General features: G+C 72.7%; 17 protein-coding genes. 10 read left to right on the top strand and 7 right to left on the bottom strand.

The window, feature by feature from the left end:
* The first annotated feature begins 51 nt into the window (after positions 1–51).
* Positions 52–687: a leucine efflux protein LeuE gene (gene leuE, locus GT755_RS20070; protein ID WP_161481237.1), complete on the top strand. Its 636-nt coding sequence runs from the start codon at positions 52–54 to the stop codon at positions 685–687.
* Here leuE and GT755_RS20075 read toward each other — a convergent pair.
* From GT755_RS20075 to GT755_RS20095, 5 genes are read right to left on the bottom strand one after another with little or no spacing between them, the layout of a single operon-like run.
* Entirely contained in the window at positions 684–1,157 is a 474-nt protein-coding gene (locus tag GT755_RS20075; RefSeq protein ID WP_161481238.1) for a hypothetical protein, read from the bottom strand. The genes leuE and GT755_RS20075 overlap by 4 nt on opposite strands.
* On the bottom strand, positions 1,154–1,693 hold the full coding sequence (locus GT755_RS20080) for a hypothetical protein (protein ID WP_161481239.1): 540 nt from the start codon (positions 1,691–1,693) through the stop codon (positions 1,154–1,156). Before GT755_RS20080 ends, GT755_RS20075 begins: the two co-directional genes overlap by 4 nt.
* Positions 1,683–2,708: a hypothetical protein gene (locus tag GT755_RS20085; protein WP_161481240.1), complete on the bottom strand. Its 1,026-nt coding sequence runs from the start codon at positions 2,706–2,708 to the stop codon at positions 1,683–1,685. The genes GT755_RS20080 and GT755_RS20085 overlap by 11 nt, the downstream gene beginning before the upstream one ends.
* Entirely contained in the window at positions 2,708–5,833 is a 3,126-nt protein-coding gene (locus GT755_RS20090; RefSeq protein ID WP_161481241.1) for an Hsp70 family protein, read from the bottom strand. The genes GT755_RS20085 and GT755_RS20090 overlap by 1 nt, the downstream gene beginning before the upstream one ends.
* Positions 5,834–8,161, bottom strand: coding sequence for a hypothetical protein (locus tag GT755_RS20095; protein ID WP_161481242.1), 2,328 nt, complete (start codon positions 8,159–8,161; stop codon positions 5,834–5,836). It lies immediately after the preceding gene.
* Positions 8,162–8,451: 290 nt separating this feature from the next.
* Here GT755_RS20095 and GT755_RS20100 point away from each other — a divergent pair, with 290 nt between their 5' ends.
* Positions 8,452–9,084, top strand: a complete 633-nt coding sequence (locus tag GT755_RS20100; protein ID WP_161481243.1) for a VC0807 family protein — start codon at positions 8,452–8,454, stop codon at positions 9,082–9,084.
* Between the two features lie 28 nt (positions 9,085–9,112).
* Positions 9,113–9,583, top strand: a complete 471-nt coding sequence (locus GT755_RS20105) for a TspO/MBR family protein (protein WP_161481244.1) — start codon at positions 9,113–9,115, stop codon at positions 9,581–9,583.
* On the opposite strand, the gene GT755_RS20110 is transcribed toward GT755_RS20105, so the two are convergent.
* The gene (locus GT755_RS20110) at positions 9,580–10,515 is read right to left on the bottom strand and encodes an ROK family transcriptional regulator (protein WP_202610313.1); all 936 of its coding nucleotides are present in this window, start codon (positions 10,513–10,515) and stop codon (positions 9,580–9,582) included. The two genes, GT755_RS20105 and GT755_RS20110, sit on opposite strands and share 4 nt — an antisense overlap.
* Before the next feature lie 52 nt (positions 10,516–10,567).
* Between GT755_RS20110 and GT755_RS20115 the strand changes: the two genes are divergently transcribed.
* The 7 genes from GT755_RS20115 to GT755_RS20145 all read left to right on the top strand — a co-directional run bounded on the left by GT755_RS20115 (position 10,568) and on the right by GT755_RS20145 (position 17,051).
* Positions 10,568–11,704 carry an MFS transporter gene (locus GT755_RS20115; protein ID WP_161481245.1) on the top strand — a complete coding sequence of 379 codons (1,137 nt, stop codon included), beginning with the start codon at positions 10,568–10,570 and terminating at the stop codon, positions 11,702–11,704.
* Between the two features lie 11 nt (positions 11,705–11,715).
* Positions 11,716–12,447 (top strand): SDR family oxidoreductase, encoded by a 732-nt coding sequence (locus GT755_RS20120; RefSeq protein WP_161481246.1) that lies wholly within the window; start codon positions 11,716–11,718, stop codon positions 12,445–12,447.
* A 209-nt stretch (positions 12,448–12,656) separates the two neighbouring features.
* Positions 12,657–13,472 (top strand): DMT family transporter, encoded by an 816-nt coding sequence (locus tag GT755_RS20125; RefSeq protein WP_235966998.1) that lies wholly within the window; start codon positions 12,657–12,659, stop codon positions 13,470–13,472.
* An 11-nt stretch (positions 13,473–13,483) separates the two neighbouring features.
* Positions 13,484–14,707, top strand: a complete 1,224-nt coding sequence (locus tag GT755_RS20130) for a glycosyltransferase (protein ID WP_161481247.1) — start codon at positions 13,484–13,486, stop codon at positions 14,705–14,707.
* Positions 14,708–14,718: 11 nt separating this feature from the next.
* Positions 14,719–15,354 carry a DUF998 domain-containing protein gene (locus GT755_RS20135; RefSeq protein WP_161481248.1) on the top strand — a complete coding sequence of 212 codons (636 nt, stop codon included), beginning with the start codon at positions 14,719–14,721 and terminating at the stop codon, positions 15,352–15,354.
* A gap of 145 nt (positions 15,355–15,499) precedes the next feature.
* On the top strand, positions 15,500–16,162 hold the full coding sequence (locus tag GT755_RS20140) for a hypothetical protein (protein ID WP_161481249.1): 663 nt from the start codon (positions 15,500–15,502) through the stop codon (positions 16,160–16,162).
* A 52-nt stretch (positions 16,163–16,214) separates the two neighbouring features.
* Positions 16,215–17,051: a phosphotriesterase family protein gene (locus GT755_RS20145; RefSeq protein ID WP_161481250.1), complete on the top strand. Its 837-nt coding sequence runs from the start codon at positions 16,215–16,217 to the stop codon at positions 17,049–17,051.
* Here the strand turns inward: GT755_RS20145 and GT755_RS20150 are convergent.
* A complete protein-coding gene (locus tag GT755_RS20150; protein WP_161481251.1) occupies positions 17,008–17,904 on the bottom strand; it encodes an alpha/beta hydrolase in 897 nt (298 codons plus the stop codon). The two genes, GT755_RS20145 and GT755_RS20150, sit on opposite strands and share 44 nt — an antisense overlap.
* Positions 17,905–17,921 lie beyond the last annotated feature (17 nt).

Genomic DNA, 17,921 nt, shown 5'->3' on the forward strand with positions numbered 1-17,921 from the left:
ATACTAAACATATAGGAATTACGGGTAAAGCAGCAGGAGTATCGTGACCGCGTGTTCTTCGGCATCACCGACATATGGACCTATGTCATCGGCGCGTTCCTGATCGTCCTCCTCCCCGGCCCGAACTCCCTGTTCGTGCTCTCCACCGCCGCCCAGCGCGGCGTCCGCGACGCCTACCGCGCGGCGGCCGGCGTCTTCATCGGCGACTCGGTGCTCATGTTCGCCTCGGCGGCGGGCGCGGCCTCGCTGCTCATGTCCAACGAGCTGGTCTTCACGGTCGTGAAGTACGCGGGCGCCGCCTACCTCGCGTACATCGGGCTCTCGATGATCTGGGGCGCGTGGCGGAACCGGTCCGTCACCGGCGAGGTCGAGACGCCCGCGCTCTCCCCCGACCCGTTCCGCAAGGCGCTGATCATCAGCCTGCTGAACCCCAAGGCGATCCTGTTCTTCGTGTCGTTCTTCATCCAGTTCGTCGACCACACCTACGCGGCCCCGGCGCTGTCGTTCCTGATCCTGGGCGCGATCCTGCAGGTGTTCTCGGTGCTCTACCTGTCGGCGCTGATCTTCGGCGGGACGTTCCTGGCCGGGCAGTTCCGGCGGCGCAGGGTGCTGTCGGCGGGGCTGACGACCGGTGTGGGCGCGGTGTTCGTGGGCTTCGGGGCGAAGCTGGCGACGACGAGCCTCTAGACCGGCCGCCCCGTCACCTCCCAGACCGCCTTGACCTTCCCGCAGGAGCCGCCGCCCTTCGTCTCCAGGCGGGCGTCGAACTCGGTGACGAACCACCGCCCCGCTCCGGGGTCGAAGGCGGCCCGGGTCGGGGTGAAGGAGAACCTCCAGCAGCCGCCGGCGACGGCGACCTTCTTCCGGCGGGACCCGTCGTACGAGACGCACAGGCCGCCGGCGCACGGCTCGACGGTGACCCGCTTCGCCGGCGGGCACCCGGCCGGGCCGGCGCAGCGGGTGTTCGCCAGGTCGACCACGATCTTCTCGCGGACGGTCGCGCCGGACAGGGTGGCGGCGGAGACGGTCCCCTTGGTCTGGTAGACCTCGATCGTGTCGCGCAGCCCGGCGACCTTGGCGCGGGCGACCAGCGTCTGGGCGACAACCAGGGCGGCCAGCACGCAGACGAGCGCGACGAGCACGCGGGCGCGCGTCATGCCAGCGACACGAGCACGAGCCCGGCCATCGCCAGGGCGACGATCACGGCCACGACCGGCACCAGCCACACCGGCAGGGCGGGCCGGGGCACGACCGGCGGAGGCGGCGGCGCGGCCGGTTCGACCGTGGTGGCCGTCGGGATGCGCGGGATGCGCAGCTCCCGGGTGTCCTCGGCGGGTTCGGCCCAGAAGTCCGTCCGGGGATCGAAGGCGTCCCGGTCGTGGGTGGCGACCGGGATCCACCGCCCGCCGATCGCGATGCCGCGGTGGTGCCAGTGCAGCGCCCCGCCGCCCTCGGCCGCCAGCCGGTGGCAGCGGTCGGAGGCCGCCGCCGAGGTGAAGCAGAGCAGCACGAGTTCGCTCTCGGCGCTCACCTCGAACCCGATCCCGCCCGGCCAGCGAAAGCTGCGCGGCCGGGCCGCGCCGTCCATGGCCACCCACGCGCCGCGCAGCTCCCCCGCGCCGAACTCCGCCGAGCGGCTCAGCGCCCGGACGTAGTCGTCGTCCGACGGCCAGGCGACCAGGTCAGCTGGCATAGACGACCCGCCCCGGGGTCTCGACGCCGTGCACGCTCGACCACGCCCGCACGCACGCCAGCACCTGGCCGGGCCGGTCCGGATAGTGGACGGCGATGTCGTGGCGGGTCAGGTCGTCGGCCGCGCGGTAGCGGCCGGGCGGGAACTTGACCGTGCCCGCACCCGAGTCGAGCGCGGCGTCCGACAGGGCGTCGTTGCAGGCGGCCCGCCACTCGCCCCACCAGGAGTCCTCCGGCGCGGGCGGCAGGTGCACCACCGAGCAGAGCGCCTCGTGCAGGCGGACCACCGACTCCAGCCACGGGCCCGAGTGCCTCCGCCGGGCGGCGACCTCCGCAAGGCGGCTGTTCAGGTGCCCGACGTAGCCGGTCCGGACGGCCGGTTCGGCCAGGCCGCGCAGGCCGGAGAACTCCAGCGCCTGGAGGCAGTGGTGCAGCGCGGGGTCGAGCCCGGCCAGCACCGGCACCATCGCCGCGAAGGCCGCCATCTCGGCCGGGACGGGACCGGTGGCCGTCGGCGCGCCGGCGGTGGAGACCGCCAGGCCGGGCGCGACCACACGCCCGTCGACCTTCAGCGACGGGATCAGGCGCTCGTCCTTGGGCCCGGGCAGGGTGACCGCCGCCCCGGGCCGGCCGAGCCGGGCCCTGGACCGCACGGCGGCCTCCTCTGCGGCCCGGCGCACCAGGTCGGCCTCCCGCCGGGACAACCGCAGCGCGTCGAGGTGGACGGCGGTCCACAACGCGCCCGCGTCCTGCTCGGGCGTGGTCGAGCCGGGCGCCATCCGCTCGGCCAGGTCGCGCAGGTCGTCCCGCAGCGGGGTGCTCGTCACCGCGACCGGCCGCTCCGCCGCCGGGACCGCCAGCAGGGCGGCGAGGTCGGCGGCCAGTTCCGCCGTCCCCGGGCCGGCCGGCAGGTCGTCCAGGGCCGCGCGCAGCCCGGTCAGGAAACCCCGGGTCAGCGTGGCGGGGGCGGTCCCGGCCTGGGCCAGGACCGCGCGCAGCGTCTCCTCCAGCGCCATCAGTGGCCGCCGGTGAACGGGTTGAGCTTCTCGTCGACGTCGGGGTCGCCCGGCGTCATCGCGACGCTGAACACCGACCCGGGGTCGGCGACCACGTCGGCCGGGGACCTGGCCTCCCGGAAGCGCACGTAACCGGGCTCCACGGTCAGCCTGCCCTCGGAGTCGAGCACGGGCACCATGTCGGCGCCGAGCAGCCCCGCCTTGGGAGCGCGTACGGATTCGCCGATCTGGGTCAGGGCGTCGGGACGGCCGGGCACGGGCGTGTAGAAGGTCCAGAGCCCGTCGCCGGGCACGTCCTTGGGCAGCGGCCGGCCGATGAGACCGGCGGCGTGGCGGCCGTTGTCGGTCAGCAGGCGCTCGGTCAGCACCGTCCCGGCCGCGAAGATCGGCTGCGGGGCCGAGGCAAGGCCGCCCGCCGTGTACGGGTTGACCACGATGTCCCGCTGGAGCACGAAGCGGCCCGCCTCGTCCTTGGCCACCAGGCCGCAGGTGGCCGGGGCGGAGCCGAAGCGGGGGGCGTACACGGGACCGGACTGGTGGCAGAAGTGGGCGGTGACCAGTTCCCGCTCGTTCACCTCGAAGGTCACCATGACCTGGCGGTACCAGTCGGCCTGCTGCTCGGCGGGCACCCGCCCGTCGAGCAGGCCGTGCGTGCTCAGGTGGCTCCACAGGCTGCGCTCCTCCTCGACCGCGAACGGCTGGCGGTAGATCGCCATGTCCTGCGGCACGGGGATCCAGTCGCCGTGGCGGCGGCGGCCCTCGATCTCGCCGTCGACCTGGATGCGGTCGAACCGCTCGCCGACCTGGAAGATCGGGAACAGCTGCCCGCCGGTGGCGTCGAAGACGAGGGTGTTGGGGAGCGCGTGGAACAGGTTGTCCACGTCGATGTAGAGCTCCGTCAGGCCGCGCCGCACCCGCTGGGTCGCCTGGGAGGCGCTGGCGTAGCCCTTCTGCCGCACGTGCTCGGCCCAGCAGGCGCCGATGGAGGTGCCGGTCTTGGCGAAGACGGGGTCGTACACGACGTCGAGGGGGTTCCAGTTCACGTGGTCGCCGGCCTGCGCGAACGTCTCCAGCAGGACCCGGCGCACCTGCGGCAGCGCCGACGTGCCGCCGGAGATGACGACCTTGTCCAGGACGTCGGGCACGCCCTTCTCATCGCGGCCCAGCCGCCGCTTGACCACGCTGAGGGCGATGGCGAAGGCGTCCCTGACCACCTCCTCGATGATCCGGTTGATCTCCTCCTGCTTGACGACCACCTCGGCGGGCTCGGTGATCTCGCGGGCCCGGCCCTCCAGCTGGAGCAGCTCGGGCACCCGGCGGACCACATAGTCGCCCTCGTGCGTGGACTGCTGGCGTTTGGCCAGGTCGGCCTGGCTCCACAGGCGCCGGAACCGCTCCTCGGCGGCGTGCCGGTCACCGGCGGCGCTCGCCCAGCGGGTCGGCACCACCTTCTCGATCAGGTCGGCCCTGCGCTGCTCGGCGTCGGAGTCGGCGGCCGGGGCCAGCAGCGAGCCGGGGTGGTAGACGCCGCCGGTCAGGTAGCCGGGGTACTCCTCGCGCACCAGCCGGGGCGAGCGGGTCAGCACCGCGTCGGCCAGCAGCGCCTTCAGGTGCTTGAAGACGCCCAGCGTGATGCGGTCGCCGCCGAGCTGGGCCCGGCCCGCCTTCGCCAGCACGGCGGGCCGCAGCGCGTAGTAGCGGCCCTGGACCCGCTCGTCGCGGCCGGTCCCGTAGACGGTCTGGTCGAACAGGGTGATGCCGAGCAGCGCGATGTCGGTGGTGCCGCCGCCGATGTCGACGACCAGGATGTTGCGGTGCCACTGCTTGTCGCCCACCCGCCGGGTGTGCGCCCGGAACGCCTCGATGCCGACCGCCTGGTCGCCGGCGAAGTCGCGCATCAGGTAGAACATCGCGGCGGCGGTCGCCTCGTCGTAGGCGGTCACGACCTGGCGCATGCCGATGCGGCGGGCCAGCCGTTCGACGTCCTGGCGGATGCGCGGCGGCGACACCGTCGGGTAGGTCACGACCGCGTGGGTGATCGGCTTGGTCGACACCTCGTCGGGATGGTCGTGGCAGTACTTGGCGACCTTCTCGGTCATCAGGCCCGCCCAGGCGGCGGCGATCACGTCGTCGGGCGTCACCGGGTGGCCCGCCGGCAGGCCCGGCAGCGACCGGGAGGAGCCGATGAACTGCTTGAGGCTGCGCTGCGACCGGACCTCCGGCGCCAGCGGCTCGGCCGATCCGCCGGACCGGCGCCCGTCGGCCGCCATGCTGACGGTCAGCGGGTCGAGCCCGTGGACGGCGATCTCGCTGTCGATCGTCTCCTCCCCCGCGTGCAGCGGGATCCTGATCATGCGCTGCTCCCGGATCGGCGGCACGTCGAAGGCCGCGCGGTAGAGACCCTGGAGCGCCTGGGAAACGATGGGCTGCCGCACCTGGGCGGCCTGGCGCTCCATCGTCAGCAGCAGCCGGTAGAGCCCCGCCCCACTGGTGGAGGTGTCGTTGTCGAGCACGGCCCTGGCCGCCTGGAGCGGGTCGGCGGTCCCTCCGGCGGTCGCCAGGGTGCTCCCGGTGGCGGCCAGGAAACGCTGCCAGCTCTGGCCGTCGAGCCCGAACCCGGCGTGCCCGTCGAAGCGCAGGGTCAGCTCCCGGCGCAGCACCTCCCGCTGGGAGGGCGGGAAGCCGATCAGGGCGTGCTGACGGCGCTGGTCGAACAGGGTGATCGAGGTCGTGCTCGTGCCGTAGTCCAGGGCGATCCAGCCGCTGTTGGCGTCGAGGTCGGGGCGGGACTCGGGGGTGACGGTGACGCGGCTCTCTGCCATGCGGCGGTTCCCGCCCTCGTACTCGTAGGTGATGGTCCAGGTGAGGACGGCCGGTTCGGCGGGCGCGTCCGAGGGCTCGGCCGACACCGGTCCGAGCAGCCGCCAGGCGCTGCCGCCCCGCACGCTCAGGCCGCCGGGGGGCACCCGAGGCGTCCAGCGGGTGGCGAGCGCCCCGGCGGGTTCGACGGTGATCTCCCTGATGACGGCGTCCCGCTCGGGGACGACGATCGGGAGGGGCAGCGGTCCGGGCACCCGGACCTCGGTCACGCGGCCGCCGTCGGGGCCGGCGAGGTAGAGCTCCATCTACGCGCCCCGCTTCCAGTCGGCGAACCGGGCGAACCCGAGGTTGACGCCGCCGCTGGGGTAGGCGGCGCGGAGTTTGCGCAGCTCCTCCAGCAGCGGGGCGCCCTTGGCCTGCGCGGGGCGTCGGACGACGTCGGCGCGGATCTGCTCCAGGATGTCCTCCAGGGTCTCCAGGCCCGATCTGATCTGGGCGTCGGCCAGCGGGCGCAGGGCGTCGAGCCAGCCCCGCACCACCATGTCGGCGGCGTCGACGACCTGCTGGCGGAGCCGGATCACGTGGACGGGGTGCAGCTGGTGCACGAACCAGGCGTCTTCGGCGGGCCGGTCGTCGTGGGGGATCGACCAGGCGAACCGGTGGGGGCGGCGCATCGGGAAGGCGTGCTCGACGCCGCCCGTGTCGGGGCGGGGCAGGTCGGCGGCGGCGTTGGTCAGGATGCCGCGCCACTCGGCGGGCCGGATCAGCGCGGCCAGCGTCTCGCGCTCCTGGTCGGGCAGGTCCACGGCGGCCAGCCGGCGGCGCAGGTCGTCGGTGACGAGGGTCTGCGCCTTGGCCAGCACCGCCTGCTCCCACCGGACCAGCGCCAGGTTCCGGGAGGTCGCGTAGACCTCGTGGCAGACCGTGGTGAAGGGGCCGACGAACTCCTCGGTCGACTCGGGCCCGGCCCGCAGTTCGGTGCCGGTCGCCGTGGACATGATCGCCCACCACTGGGGCCAGGCGAAGACGCGGGCGATGAGGTCGGCGCGGATCTCGTCCATCAGGGAGGGGTTGCCGCCGCCGAGCGTCTCGGCCAGCAGCGGCGGCAGGTCGGCCTTGAGGCTGCTCAGCACGGTCTTGACCTGGTTCACCAGGTTCTCCGCCTCCGCGCCGGCCGAGGCGAAGACGGTCCGGGAGGCCTGGTCGAGCGCGGCCTCCAGATCGCCTTCGGCCAGGTCGAGGGCGGCGCGCTCCTTCATGACCCGGCTGTGGCGGGCGGTGAGGCCGTAGCCGGCCAGCCGGTCGGCCAGCCGGTTCAGGACCAGCTCCTTGCCGCCGTCGCGGGCGGCCTCGGTCAGCAGGGTCCGCAACCGGCTCGACTGCGGCAACCCGGCGGCGACCGACCCCGCGGCCGCGACGACCCTGACCGCCTCCCCGACCCGGTTGTCGAGCGACCCTGAGAGACCCATGTGGTCGAGGGCCACCAGCCCTGAGTAGAAGAAGGGGTCGTCGTCGGGGTTGAGCCTCCCGGCGGTGTCGAGCAGCTTGCGCAGGGTCGGCACCTGGTCGAGCACCTCGTCGTCGGACTGCGCCTGGCGCAGCGCCGCCGTCTCGAACCGCCTGATGTCCTGGACGTCGCCGAGGTTGCCCACCCCCACCAGCACCCGCCCGCGCCGGTCAGCGGGATAGACCTCGCGGAGCAGCGAGGTCAGCTCGTCGGAGGCCATGCCGTCGGGGTTGCCGCCCTTGAGCAGGGCGATCACGGTGTCCATGTCGGGCAGCAGCGTCCTGGTGAGCGTCAGGTCACGCTCGCCGGAGATGTCGTTGAGGAAGCCGGGGAAGTCGTAGACGACCATGCGGTCCTTGGAGACCTCGTGGTTCCACGACGCGTCGCCGAGCAGCCGGTCGAGGTCGAGCACCTCGGGGGCGACCTCGACGGTCACCGCGATGTGGTCGACGATCCAGAAGGGGTCGGGCTCGGAGACCGGCCGCCGCTCGGAGATCAGCAGCAGGTCGTCCGCCTCGGCCTGCGAGACGCCCGGCCGCGCGCCGAGCCGGCTCCCGAACTCCCTGACGGCCAGCGCGACGGCCACGAGCTGGGCCGACAGGCGGCGGACCTGGTTGGGGGCCTGGTCGGCGTACGTCCGGTGCCAGCGGAGCAGAGCCTGGCCGTCGCCGTCGCGGGCGGCGGCCTCCCAGACGGCCTGTTCGAACCCGGCGGCGGCCGGGCCCGACAGGGTGCGGCCGGCGGCGTGCAGCTCCTGCCCGATCGACTCGCGGCGCTGGGCGGCGGCGGTCTCGGTGAGGTAGCTCGCGTGCCGGCCGGTGATGACCGTGCGGGTGCCGGAGGGCCCCTGGCGCACCCAGTAGGCGGTGACGTTGCCCGTCGTGGGCTGGTCACCGATGAGCAGGCCCTCCAGGCCGAGCAGGGAGGCGATGAACATCGTCTTGCCGGCGCTGAACTCGCCGAGCACGCCGAGCTGGTAGGGGCGCCGGGTGGCGTCGAGCAGCCGGCCCGCCTGGTCGCGGGCGCGGGCCACGGCCGGGCCGAGCTCGTCGGGCAGATCGGGGTTCTCCAGCAGGCGGCGGACGCCGGCGGCGTACTCCTCCCCCGTGCGGATGTCCTGTCTCATGTGCTCGACCGTCACGTGGTCCCTCCTGGCTGCGGCTACGTCCACCTCAGCGGAGCGGCCGCCTTCCTGGCATCAGGGACAAGCCGGATAAAGGGCCGAGAACGCCCTGTTGTCCTGAGGGTTAGATCCCTCTAACTCAGCCGATGTCCCTTAGGGGGTAAGCCCGACCACCCTTAGGGGTCGGGTACTGTAACGAATCGGCCACGGCCTCCCAAACTGGTTTTCACACTCCAGCCCAGGGGTAGGCGCGGAAGCTTTAGCGTCGGTGCTCCGACGCCTGAAGGAGCAGCATGAACCACCCTCAATTCACCCTGCCGAGGCTGACCGCCCTGTTCCGGCAGGCGATCCCGCGGCTGCTCGAAGGGGTGGTCGCGCCGATGGTGGTCTTCTACACCTTCTTCGCGCTCCTCGGCCTGATCGGCGGCCTGGTCGCGGTCACCACCTGGGTGTACCTGGGCATCGTCTACCGGCTGATCCGCCGCCACCCGGTGCCCGGCACCATGCTGCTGGCCGCCATCGCGGTCACGGCGCGCGGGCTGATCAGCGCGTGGACGGGCGACTGGGTGGTCTACTTCATCCAGCCGGAGATCGGCACCGTCTGCATCGCGCTGGCGTTCCTGGCCTCGGTGCGCCTCAACAAGCCGCTGGTCCAGAAGCTCACGCTCGACTACATCCACCTGCCGGCGTTCATCCTGAAGCACGAGCGGATGCGGCAGTTCTTCGCCCGCATCACCCTGCTGTGGGCGTTCGTGCTGATGTGCAACTCGGCGGTCAGCATCTGGCTGGTGCTGCACCAGAGCCTGGAGGGCTACCTCCTGGTTCGCACCGCCGCCGTCGCGGCGATCACCGGGGTGGCGTTCGCGGGGTCGGTGTGGGCGTTCAAGCGGGTGCTCCACCGGATGCACGCCGAGCCCGCCGCTTGACCTGAGCTCCTGCGGGCAGGGGTTCGCCATGAGCACTCTGACCCGGTATCGCTGGCCCGCCCTCCTCGTGTTCGCACTGGCCGTGGCCCTGGTCGCGGTGACCGGCGGGCTCGCGGCCTCGAACGCGGGGGCCGTCTACGCCCGGCTCGACCTGCCCTCGTGGGCGCCGCCGCAGTGGTTGTTCGGGCCGGTCTGGACGGTCCTCTACGCGCTGATCGCGATCTCCGGCTGGCTGGTCTGGCAGTCGCGCGGGCTCGACCGGTCCTTCACCCCCTACGTCGTCCAGCTCGTGCTCAACGCACTCTGGACGCCGCTCTTCTTCGGCGCGGGGCTCTTCGGGGCGGCGTTCGCCGACATCACGCTGTTGTGGGTGGCGATCGTGGTGACCATCGTGATGTTCCTGCGCAGGCACCGCGTCGCGGGCTGGCTGCTGGTGCCCTATCTGCTCTGGGTGACCTTCGCCGCCGCGCTCAACCTGTCGATCTGGCTGGCGAACTAGCCGAACGTCTCGTCCCTGGCCGCGTCGAGGGCCAGCAGGGTGGCCCCGAGCAGCACCGGGTTGTCGGCGACCGTGCTCGCCGTGACCTCCACGGGGACCGGGCAGATCTCCTCGACGGCGTGCTGGACGCGTACCGCCAGCTCTGATCCTCCCTGGTGGCCCACGCCGCCGCCCAGCACGACCAGGCCCGGGTCGACCACCTCGACGATCGCGGCGACGCCCAGCGCGACCCGTTCGGCCAGCACGTCGACGGGGGCGTCGAAGACGAGGTCGTGCAGGTCACCGCCGCGCAGCGGGAGGAAGCCGACCTCACCCGCCGCGCCCGAGACGCCCCGGCGCAGCTTGTGGTCGAGGACCAGCGCGCCGCCCGTGCCCGAGTCGAGCCACAACAGGGCGAAGTCGGCGCGGCCCACCGCCGCCCCGGCGCGGTGCTCGGCGATGGCCGCGAGGTTGACCTCGTTCTCGATCACCACGCGGGCGCCCAGTTCCCGCTGTTCGGCGTGGCCGTCGCGGGAGCCGTGGCCGGGGGCGCCGACGACGACGGTGTGCAGCGGGCCGCGCGCCACCGCCCGGACGGCCGCCACGATGCCGGGCCGGCCCCGCAGTTCCGCCTCGCCGACCGTCTCGCCCGCCAGGTCGGCGCAGACCGCGCTCACGTGACCCGGGCGCACGTCGATGCCGACCACGTGAGCACGCGCCGCCGCGACCCGCCAGAGGCGGGCGTTGGGGCCGCGCCGGTCGGCGCCGGTCTCGCCGGCCGGTTCGATCAACCGAGCGTCGTGGAGCCGTTCGACCAGGTCGGAGACCGACGGGCGGGACAGGCCGGTCAGCTCGCGCAGTTGCGGGGCCGTCAGGGGGCCCATCTCGACCAGCAGGTCGAGCGCCATCCGGTCGTTGATCGCCCGGGCGGTGCGGGGGGTCGCCTTAATCATCAGGAAGCCTAACTGTTAATTTGATCGTACCCCCTCGACAACGGAGTACGACATGCGTCGCGCGATCTCACTGGTCTTCCTCAGCCACGGAATGGTGGCGGGAAGCTGGTCCACGCGCATCCCCTGGATCCAGGAGCACCTGGGTCTGTCGGCCACCACCCTCGGTCTCGTCCTGCTGGCCACGGCGGCCGGGTCGGTCGCCGGCCTGCTCGCCGCCGGGCCGCTGCTGGCCCGGTTCGGGGCGCGGGACGCCACCGCGATCCTCGTCCCGATCTACTGCCTCACCCTCGGGCTGCCCGCCCTGTCCCCCAGTGTCCCCGTTCTCTGCCTGACCCTCGCCCTCTACGGGGCGATGGCCGGGACCTCCAACGTCGCCGTCAACGCCGAGGCGTCCGGCATCGAGAAGGCCGCGGGTCAGCCGATCATGACCCGGCTGCACGGCATGTGGTCGGTCGGCATGCTGGCCGGGGCCGGCATCGGCGCCCTGGCCGCCTCCTTCGCGGTCGCCGCGCCGCTCCACCTGGCCGCCGTCGCGGTCGTGACGGCCGGCGCCGCCCTGCTGTCGGCCCGGTCCCTTCCCGTACGCCCCTCCGCGCCCGCCCCCGAACGACGGCTCGGCCTGCCGTCCCGGCCGGTGGTCGCGATCGGGCTGGTGGCCTTCTGCTCCTCCTTCGCCGAGAGCTCCGTGGTCAACTGGTCGGGCATCTACGTGCGCGACGTGACCGGGGCCGACGCCGTGGCGGCGGCGCTGGCCTACGTCGCCTTCGCCTGCACCTCGGCGTTCTCGCGGCTGGGCTCGGTCGCGGTGATCGTCCGGCTCGGGATCGTGACGACGGTCCGGGCCGGCGCGCTGACCGCGCTCGCCGGGGGCCTGCTGGCCGTGCTCGCACCGCTGACCTGGGTGGCCGCCCTCGGGTTCGCGCTGATCGGGCTCGGCCTGGCCACCGTCGTGCCGCAGTCGTTCAGCGCCGCCGCCGACGCCGCGCCCACCCCCGGGGAGGGCGTCTCGGGCATCGCCATGATGACGCTGTTCGCCGGGCTCGGCGGGCCCACCCTCTTCGGCGTGGTCGCCGACGCGTTCTCTCCCCGTGTCTCGTTCCTGCTGGTCACCGCGGCCGTCGCGGCCATCGCCCTGGCGGCGCCGGTGCTGCGTCCACGAGTATCGGCACCTGTCCCCGTCCCGGCGTGAAAGGAAGTCTCTTGTCTCTCGGAACCGCTCTTGTCACCGGTGCCAGCCGCGGGCTCGGCGCCGTCATCGCCGAACGGCTCGCCGCCGACGGATGGCACGTCCTGCTCAACTACGCCCACGACACGGCCGGGGCCACCGCCGTCGCCGACCGGGTGCGCGCCCGGGGCCACTCGATCGAGATCTCCCGCTTCGACGTCACCTCCGAGGAGCAGGTCGCCGCGGCGCTGGCCGCCGCCGGGCCCGTCGCGGTCGTGGTCAACAACGCCACCGGCCCGCAGCCGGAGATCCCCGTCGAGGACCTGACCTGGGACGACCACCTCGACCAGCTCAGGTTCTTCGTCAAGGCGCCGCTGCTGATCCTGCAGGCGGTGCTGCCCGCCATGAAGGCCGCCGGGACCGGCCGGATCATCAACATCGGCAGCGAGGTCGCCGACCTGGGCAACCCCGAGTTCAGCCAGTACGTCTCCGCGAAGATGGCCATGCACGGCCTGACCCGGTCGTGGGCCCGCGCCCTCGGGCCCCACGGGATCACGGTCAACACCGTCGAGCCCGGCTGGATCCCGGTCGAACGCCACGCCACCGTCGCGGCCGAGAACTACGAGACGTACCGGAACAGCCTCGCGCTCCCCCACATGGGCACACCCGCCGACGTGGCCGACACGGTGGCCTTCTTCGCCTCCGACGCCTCCCGGTTCGTCACCGGGCAGCGCATCGCGGTCAACGGCGGCAAGACCATGAGCTGAGATGCGGCATTCGCCCGGGGTCGCCCCAGGGATGACCGGTCGGCATCTCAGGGGCGATCCCGGATGGATCTCCCTCCCGTTTGAACCAGGCTGCGGTTAGCAGTCAGGCACGACAGCGGAAATCTCCCACGAGTTCCCGAACCGGACGCCATTTCGCGGCGTTCCGGCCACCGTGCCATGGCTTCATCCAGGGGAGAGGAGTCCGCACCATGACCATGCTCGCGGCAGCGCCGTCGGCGGCCGTAGCCCTCGTCGGTTCGCTCTTCTTCGCCCTCGGCGCCGCCCTCCAGCAGCACGTCGCGGCCACCGGCAACGAGCCCCGCATGCGGGTGCTGCTGCGCCGGCCGCGCTGGCTGCTCGGCGGGGCGGTGATCGCCGCGGGCGGCCTGCTGCACGTCTACGCCCTGAGCATCGGCCCGCTGACGATCGTGCAGCCCATGGGTGTCGCCAGTCTGCTCTTCGCCCTTCCCATCGCCGCCGCACTGCACGGACGCAGGACGTCCAGGAACGAGCTGGCGGCGGGGGCGATGGTCGCGATCGGCCTGATCGCGCTGGTCCTGATGGTTCCGGTGCCGACCCGGCCACCGAGCATGACCGCCGCCGAGGTCACCCTGATGCTGAGCCTGGCGGGCGCCGCCGCCCTGATCTGCCTGGCCGCCGCCGCCCGGATCGGCCCGCCGGGGCGCACCGCCCTGCTGGCCGTCTCCGCCGGTGTCATGTACGGCGCCGCCTCCACCCTGATGCGGGTCGTCGCCGACGGCTGGCCCGCCCAGTTGTGGTTCCTCCTGGCCCTCCCGATCCCGCTGGTCGCGGCGCTGATGCTGCTCCAGAAGGCGTACGCGATCGGGCACTTCGGGGTGGCCTTCGCGGCGTTGCAGGTCACCGACCCGGTGACCGCGGTGTCCTTCGGCGCGTTGCTGCTCGGTGAACCCCTTCCCGCCAACGGACTGGCGGCGACGGCGGCCGCGGCCCTCGCGGCGGCCGGCACGGTCGCGCTCGCCAGAACCACCCCCCTGTCAAGGTGAACGGAGCCCCCATGAGCCTCACCCTCGCCGAGGCGTCCGTCGCGCACTCGCGCCCCCGCCGGGTGCTGATCGCGACCGACACCTACCCGCCGGACGTCAACGGCGCCGCCTACTTCACCCACCGCCTGGCCTCGGGCCTGGCGGCGCGGGGGACGGAGGTCCACGTCGTGTGCAGCTCCGACGACGGACCCCCGGTAACCGACGTGATCGAGGGGGTGCTCGTGCACCGGCTCCGGTCGGCCCGCCTGCTGGTCCACCCGACGATGCGGTTCACCGTCCCGGCCGGGCTCGGCCGCACCATGGACCGGCTGGTCCGGCGGATCGCGCCCGACGTCGTGCACACCCAGGGCCACTTCGTGGTCGGCCGCTCGGCCGTGGCCGCCGCCAAGCGGGCCGGGCTGCCCGTGGTCGCCACCAACCACTTCATGCCGGACAACCTCTTCCAGTTCACCGGGGTGCCCAACCGGCTCCGTCGCCGCGTCGGCGAGCTGGCGTGGAAGGACCTCAACCGGATCTTCGAGCGGGCCGACCACGTCACCACGCCGACCCCGCTGGCCGCCGAGTTGCTGGCGGCCAAGGGCCTGCGCAAGAAGGTCGAGCCGGTGTCGTGCGGCATCGACCTGTCCCGGTTCCGCCCGCAGCCGCAGACCTGGGCCCGCCGCCGGTTCGGCGTGCCGGAGCGTCCGACCATCCTGTTCGTCGGCCGCCTCGACGAGGAGAAGCACCTCGAAGAGATCGTGCTGGCGCTGCCGAAGCTGCACAACGACCTCGACTGCCAGGCCGTCTTCGTCGGCCAGGGCAACCGCCGCGAGGCGCTGGAGAGGCTGGCCCACCGGGTCGGCGCCGGCGACCACGTGAGGTTCCTGGGCTTCGTCGAGGACGCCGACCTCCCCCAGGCGTACGCCGTCGCCGACGTGTTCTGCATGCCCGGCACGGCCGAACTTCAGAGCATCGCCACCCTGGAGGCGATGGCGAGCGGCCTGCCGGTCGTCGCCGCCGACGCGATGGCGCTGCCGCACCTCGTCGAGGGCAACGGCCACCTCTACACGCCCGGGGACGTCTCCGAGCTGGCCCGGCACCTCTCCTCGATCCTCACCCAGCCCGAGGAACGCGCCGCGATGTCGAAGGCGAGCCTGGCTCTGGCCGCGACCCACACGCACGAGCAGTCGCTGGCCCGTTTCGAGTCGATCTACGGGGAACTCGTGCACCGCGCACCCATATCCGCTGTCCACTGAACGGGGGACCAATGATCCTGATGGCCACGGCGGGCCCGGCGACGGCCCTGCTGCTGATGCTGGCCCTGCACGTCTTCTTCCCCGACCTCATCAGCCCGATGACGGGCCTGCTGAGCGACTACGCCGTGACGAACACGGCGACCGAGACCCTCTTCGCCCTCGGCATGATGGCCCTGGCCGCCGGGTGCGTGGCCACGGCCTGGTCCCTGACCGAACCCGACCCCTCGCGGACGGCGGCCACCCGCGTCCTGCTGATCGTCGCGGCGGCCGGGCTGGTGCTCGCCACCATCTTCCCGACCGACCTGTCGGCCGACGTGACCAGCCTGGCCGGGGAGATCCACCGCTGGTCGACGGCCGTGGTCTTCACCTCGCTGCCGGTGGCCGGCTGGATCCTGACGCGGCGGGGGCCGCTCGGGGCCGTCGGCGTGCTGGCCCGGGTGAGCGGGGCCGTCCTGGCCGCCTACCTGCTGAGCCACCCGACGTCGCCGGTGTCGGCGCTGATCGGCGGCGAGGCCTACTTCGGCCTGCTGGAGCGGGTCGTGGTGGTGCTGGAGATCCTGCTGGTGATCGCCCTGGCGACCGCGGGCAAGGTCGCGCAGCGGGCGGTCGCCCCCGCGCAGCGGCCGGAACACGCGCTGAACGGCTGACCCTTTCACCGCCCCTTTTTCCCCAGAAAGGGGCGGTGCCTCATTTCCGGCATTTGTTACAGCATGACCGGCTCGACGTATTCGATCGCGGCGAACTCGGCCGAATCCGCGAATCCGGCATCGGCGGCGATGGATACTCCCGTTCATGGGACACGCGCCGATCGCCACCCGGATCACGGCCGCCGCCTGCGGAATCGCGGCCGCCGCGACCTGGGCGTTCGCAAATCCGGACTTATCCGGAAAATACCTCGGACCGGTCAGCATATTCGCCGGATTCGCCGCTTCGGCCCTTTTCATCATCGGGCTTCGCGGCAAACCAGAATTCCTGCCGTTCGCCATCGCCGGATTCGCCCTGACGGTCACGGGCCTCGTCATCTCCCTCGTGCGGCAGACCGGGTTCGCTCCCCCGGTCGCCGCCGTGACGCGGGCGCCGCTCGCCGTCAACTACGGGATGGTGCACATCACCCGGCCGGTCGACGGCGGCTTCAGCCCAACCTGTACGACCGTCACCGGCACCGCCATCCCGCCCGGGGCCGGGAAGTTGTGGCTGGTCGTCGGCGGCGCGGTCGTCCGCGAACTGACCACCGGCGACGACGGCGGCTGGCGGGTGCCGGTCCGCGTCGGGGCCGACGACCCGCGCGACGCCGACCGCGAGTACGACATCCGGGTCTACTGGGTGCCCGCCGGGAGCCGGCCGCCGGCGATCCCCGCGCAGGGGCGTGTGCTCGACGAGATCACCGTCGTGAAGGACCCCGCCAGACTGGCCTGTGTGTCCCCGGAGCCGACAAACGCTGACACTCCGGGGTAAAGGAATCCCAAGAACGGCCTGATCACGCCTCAAAATCGGCTAATGTCCGGTCATGTTCGAGGCTCGTATCCAGACCGTCGCCGGGACCGTCCCGGTCAGTTCCGTCGAAGGCCCGGTGCTCCCCTGGGAGACCCTGCGGGCCGACACCCGCTGGGGCGTCGGGGTCGAGTCCGATCCGGAGCGCTGGCTGGACGAAGAGGGCCACGTCACCGCCGAGCTGACCCGCCTCAACCGGGAGTTCGGCCTGTCGCTGATCGTCGACCACACCGGCCTCGGCATGGGACGCGACACCACCGCCCTCACCCGCATGGCCGCGGGCAGCCGGGTCGCGATCGTCGCCGCCACCGGCTTCGGCGCCGAACCCTTCGCCGGTGAGCTGATCAAGCGCGCCGGGGTCGACGACCTCACCGGGGACCTGCTGCGGGAGATCGGCGTCGGGCTCGACGGGACCTCCGCCCGGCCCGGCCTCATCATCGCCGCCGCCCACGACGAGACGCCCACCCCGGCCGAGGAGCGGGCGACGGTGGCCGCCGCCCGCGCGTCGCTCCGGACCGACCTGCCCGTCGCGGCGTCCGGGCTGGCGCTGCTGGAGACGCTGCTGCACCACCGGGTGCCGCCGCAGCGGGTCAACGTCAGGACCGCCGACCCGCTGACCCAGCGCAAGATCTGCGAGACCGGCGCCTACGTCACGGTCACCTGCCCCGACGACGTGTTCACCCTGCTCGACGCCGGGCACGGCGAGCGGGTGCTGTTCACCTCGGGGGTCTCCCGCCGCGACCAGCTCGGCCCCTACGGCGGCGAGGGCTACGCGAAGTTGTTCGACGTCGAGGGCGTGCCCGACCTGGTCACCCGTGTGAACCCCGTGCGGTGGCTGGCAGGTGGACGCTGAGGAACTCGCCCACGGCCTCGACCGCCTGGGTGACGTAGGGCTCGGTGTCGTAGAGGTCGACGTGCTGCTTCGCGTCGAGCCAGACCAGCTTCCGCGGCTCCGACAGACGGGCGTGCACCTCGTGGGCGCCCTCGGGGGCGCAGTAGGCGTCGACCACGCCGTGGACCAGCAGCGCCGGTTTCGGTGACAGGAAGTCGGCGCCCATCATGTTGTCCACCGTGATCAGCTCGCGCAACGAGGCCCTCGTCACCTCGTTGACCCAGCCGGGGGTCTGACCGCGGGCGGTGCCGTAGTACTGGAACGGCTCGTCGCCGGCCATCGCGGCGTCGGGGCCGCCGACCGCCGGAACGTACTCGGGCCGCGCCCCGAGGTCCTGCCGCTCCAGCACCTCGGTGAAGGACTTCAGGGCGCCGGGCCACCAGTCGCCGGTCCGCATCGTGTAGGGGCTGTTGTAGCCGCCCGCGATGCCGACGAACACCCGCACGCGGGGGTCGAAGGCGGCGAACTTCAGCGCGTAGCCGCCACCGAGGCAGATGCCGACCGCCCCGATGGCGTCGGCGCGCACCTCGGGGCGGGACCGCACGTAGCTCACGGCGGCGCGCAGGTCCTCCAGCTTGCCCTGGGGGTCTTCGTGCCGCCGGGGCTGGCCGTCGGACTCACCCCAGTTCCGGTGGTCGAAGGCCAGCGTGACGTAGCCGAGATCGGTGAGGCGGGCGGCGTACAGGCCCGTGACCTGTTCTTTCACCCCGGTGAAGGGGCCGGTGAAGACGAGCGCCGGATGGGGGCCCGGGCCCGTCGGCACCCTCAGCTCGCCTGCGAGCCGGAGGGTGCCTGCGGTGAACTCGACTCTCATTCCCTCAGTGTTGACGT

It is taken from the genome of Herbidospora solisilvae (assembly GCF_009901565.1).
In the GTDB taxonomy this organism is placed as follows: Bacteria; Actinomycetota; Actinomycetes; order Streptosporangiales; family Streptosporangiaceae; genus Herbidospora; species Herbidospora solisilvae.

What these genes read in the sequence shown, in the direction of transcription:
- GT755_RS20150 (WP_161481251.1), bottom strand. Translation starts at nt 17,904, where the DNA reads ATGAGAGTCGAGTTCACCGCAGGCACCCTCCGGCTCGCAGGCGAGCTG.
- GT755_RS20100 (WP_161481243.1), top strand. Translation starts at nt 8,452, where the DNA reads ATGAACCACCCTCAATTCACCCTGCCGAGGCTGACCGCCCTGTTCCGG.
- GT755_RS20145 (WP_161481250.1), top strand. Translation starts at nt 16,215, where the DNA reads ATGTTCGAGGCTCGTATCCAGACCGTCGCCGGGACCGTCCCGGTCAGT.
- GT755_RS20130 (WP_161481247.1), top strand. Translation starts at nt 13,484, where the DNA reads ATGAGCCTCACCCTCGCCGAGGCGTCCGTCGCGCACTCGCGCCCCCGC.
- GT755_RS20090 (WP_161481241.1), bottom strand. Translation starts at nt 5,833, where the DNA reads ATGGAGCTCTACCTCGCCGGCCCCGACGGCGGCCGCGTGACCGAGGTC.
- GT755_RS20075 (WP_161481238.1), bottom strand. Translation starts at nt 1,157, where the DNA reads ATGACGCGCGCCCGCGTGCTCGTCGCGCTCGTCTGCGTGCTGGCCGCC.
- GT755_RS20095 (WP_161481242.1), bottom strand. Translation starts at nt 8,161, where the DNA reads ATGAGACAGGACATCCGCACGGGGGAGGAGTACGCCGCCGGCGTCCGC.
- GT755_RS20080 (WP_161481239.1), bottom strand. Translation starts at nt 1,693, where the DNA reads ATGCCAGCTGACCTGGTCGCCTGGCCGTCGGACGACGACTACGTCCGG.
- GT755_RS20135 (WP_161481248.1), top strand. Translation starts at nt 14,719, where the DNA reads ATGATCCTGATGGCCACGGCGGGCCCGGCGACGGCCCTGCTGCTGATG.
- GT755_RS20110 (WP_202610313.1), bottom strand. Translation starts at nt 10,515, where the DNA reads ATGATTAAGGCGACCCCCCGCACCGCCCGGGCGATCAACGACCGGATG.
- GT755_RS20105 (WP_161481244.1), top strand. Translation starts at nt 9,113, where the DNA reads ATGAGCACTCTGACCCGGTATCGCTGGCCCGCCCTCCTCGTGTTCGCA.
- GT755_RS20140 (WP_161481249.1), top strand. Translation starts at nt 15,500, where the DNA reads ATGGGACACGCGCCGATCGCCACCCGGATCACGGCCGCCGCCTGCGGA.
- GT755_RS20115 (WP_161481245.1), top strand. Translation starts at nt 10,568, where the DNA reads ATGCGTCGCGCGATCTCACTGGTCTTCCTCAGCCACGGAATGGTGGCG.
- GT755_RS20125 (WP_235966998.1), top strand. Translation starts at nt 12,657, where the DNA reads ATGACCATGCTCGCGGCAGCGCCGTCGGCGGCCGTAGCCCTCGTCGGT.
- GT755_RS20085 (WP_161481240.1), bottom strand. Translation starts at nt 2,708, where the DNA reads ATGGCGCTGGAGGAGACGCTGCGCGCGGTCCTGGCCCAGGCCGGGACC.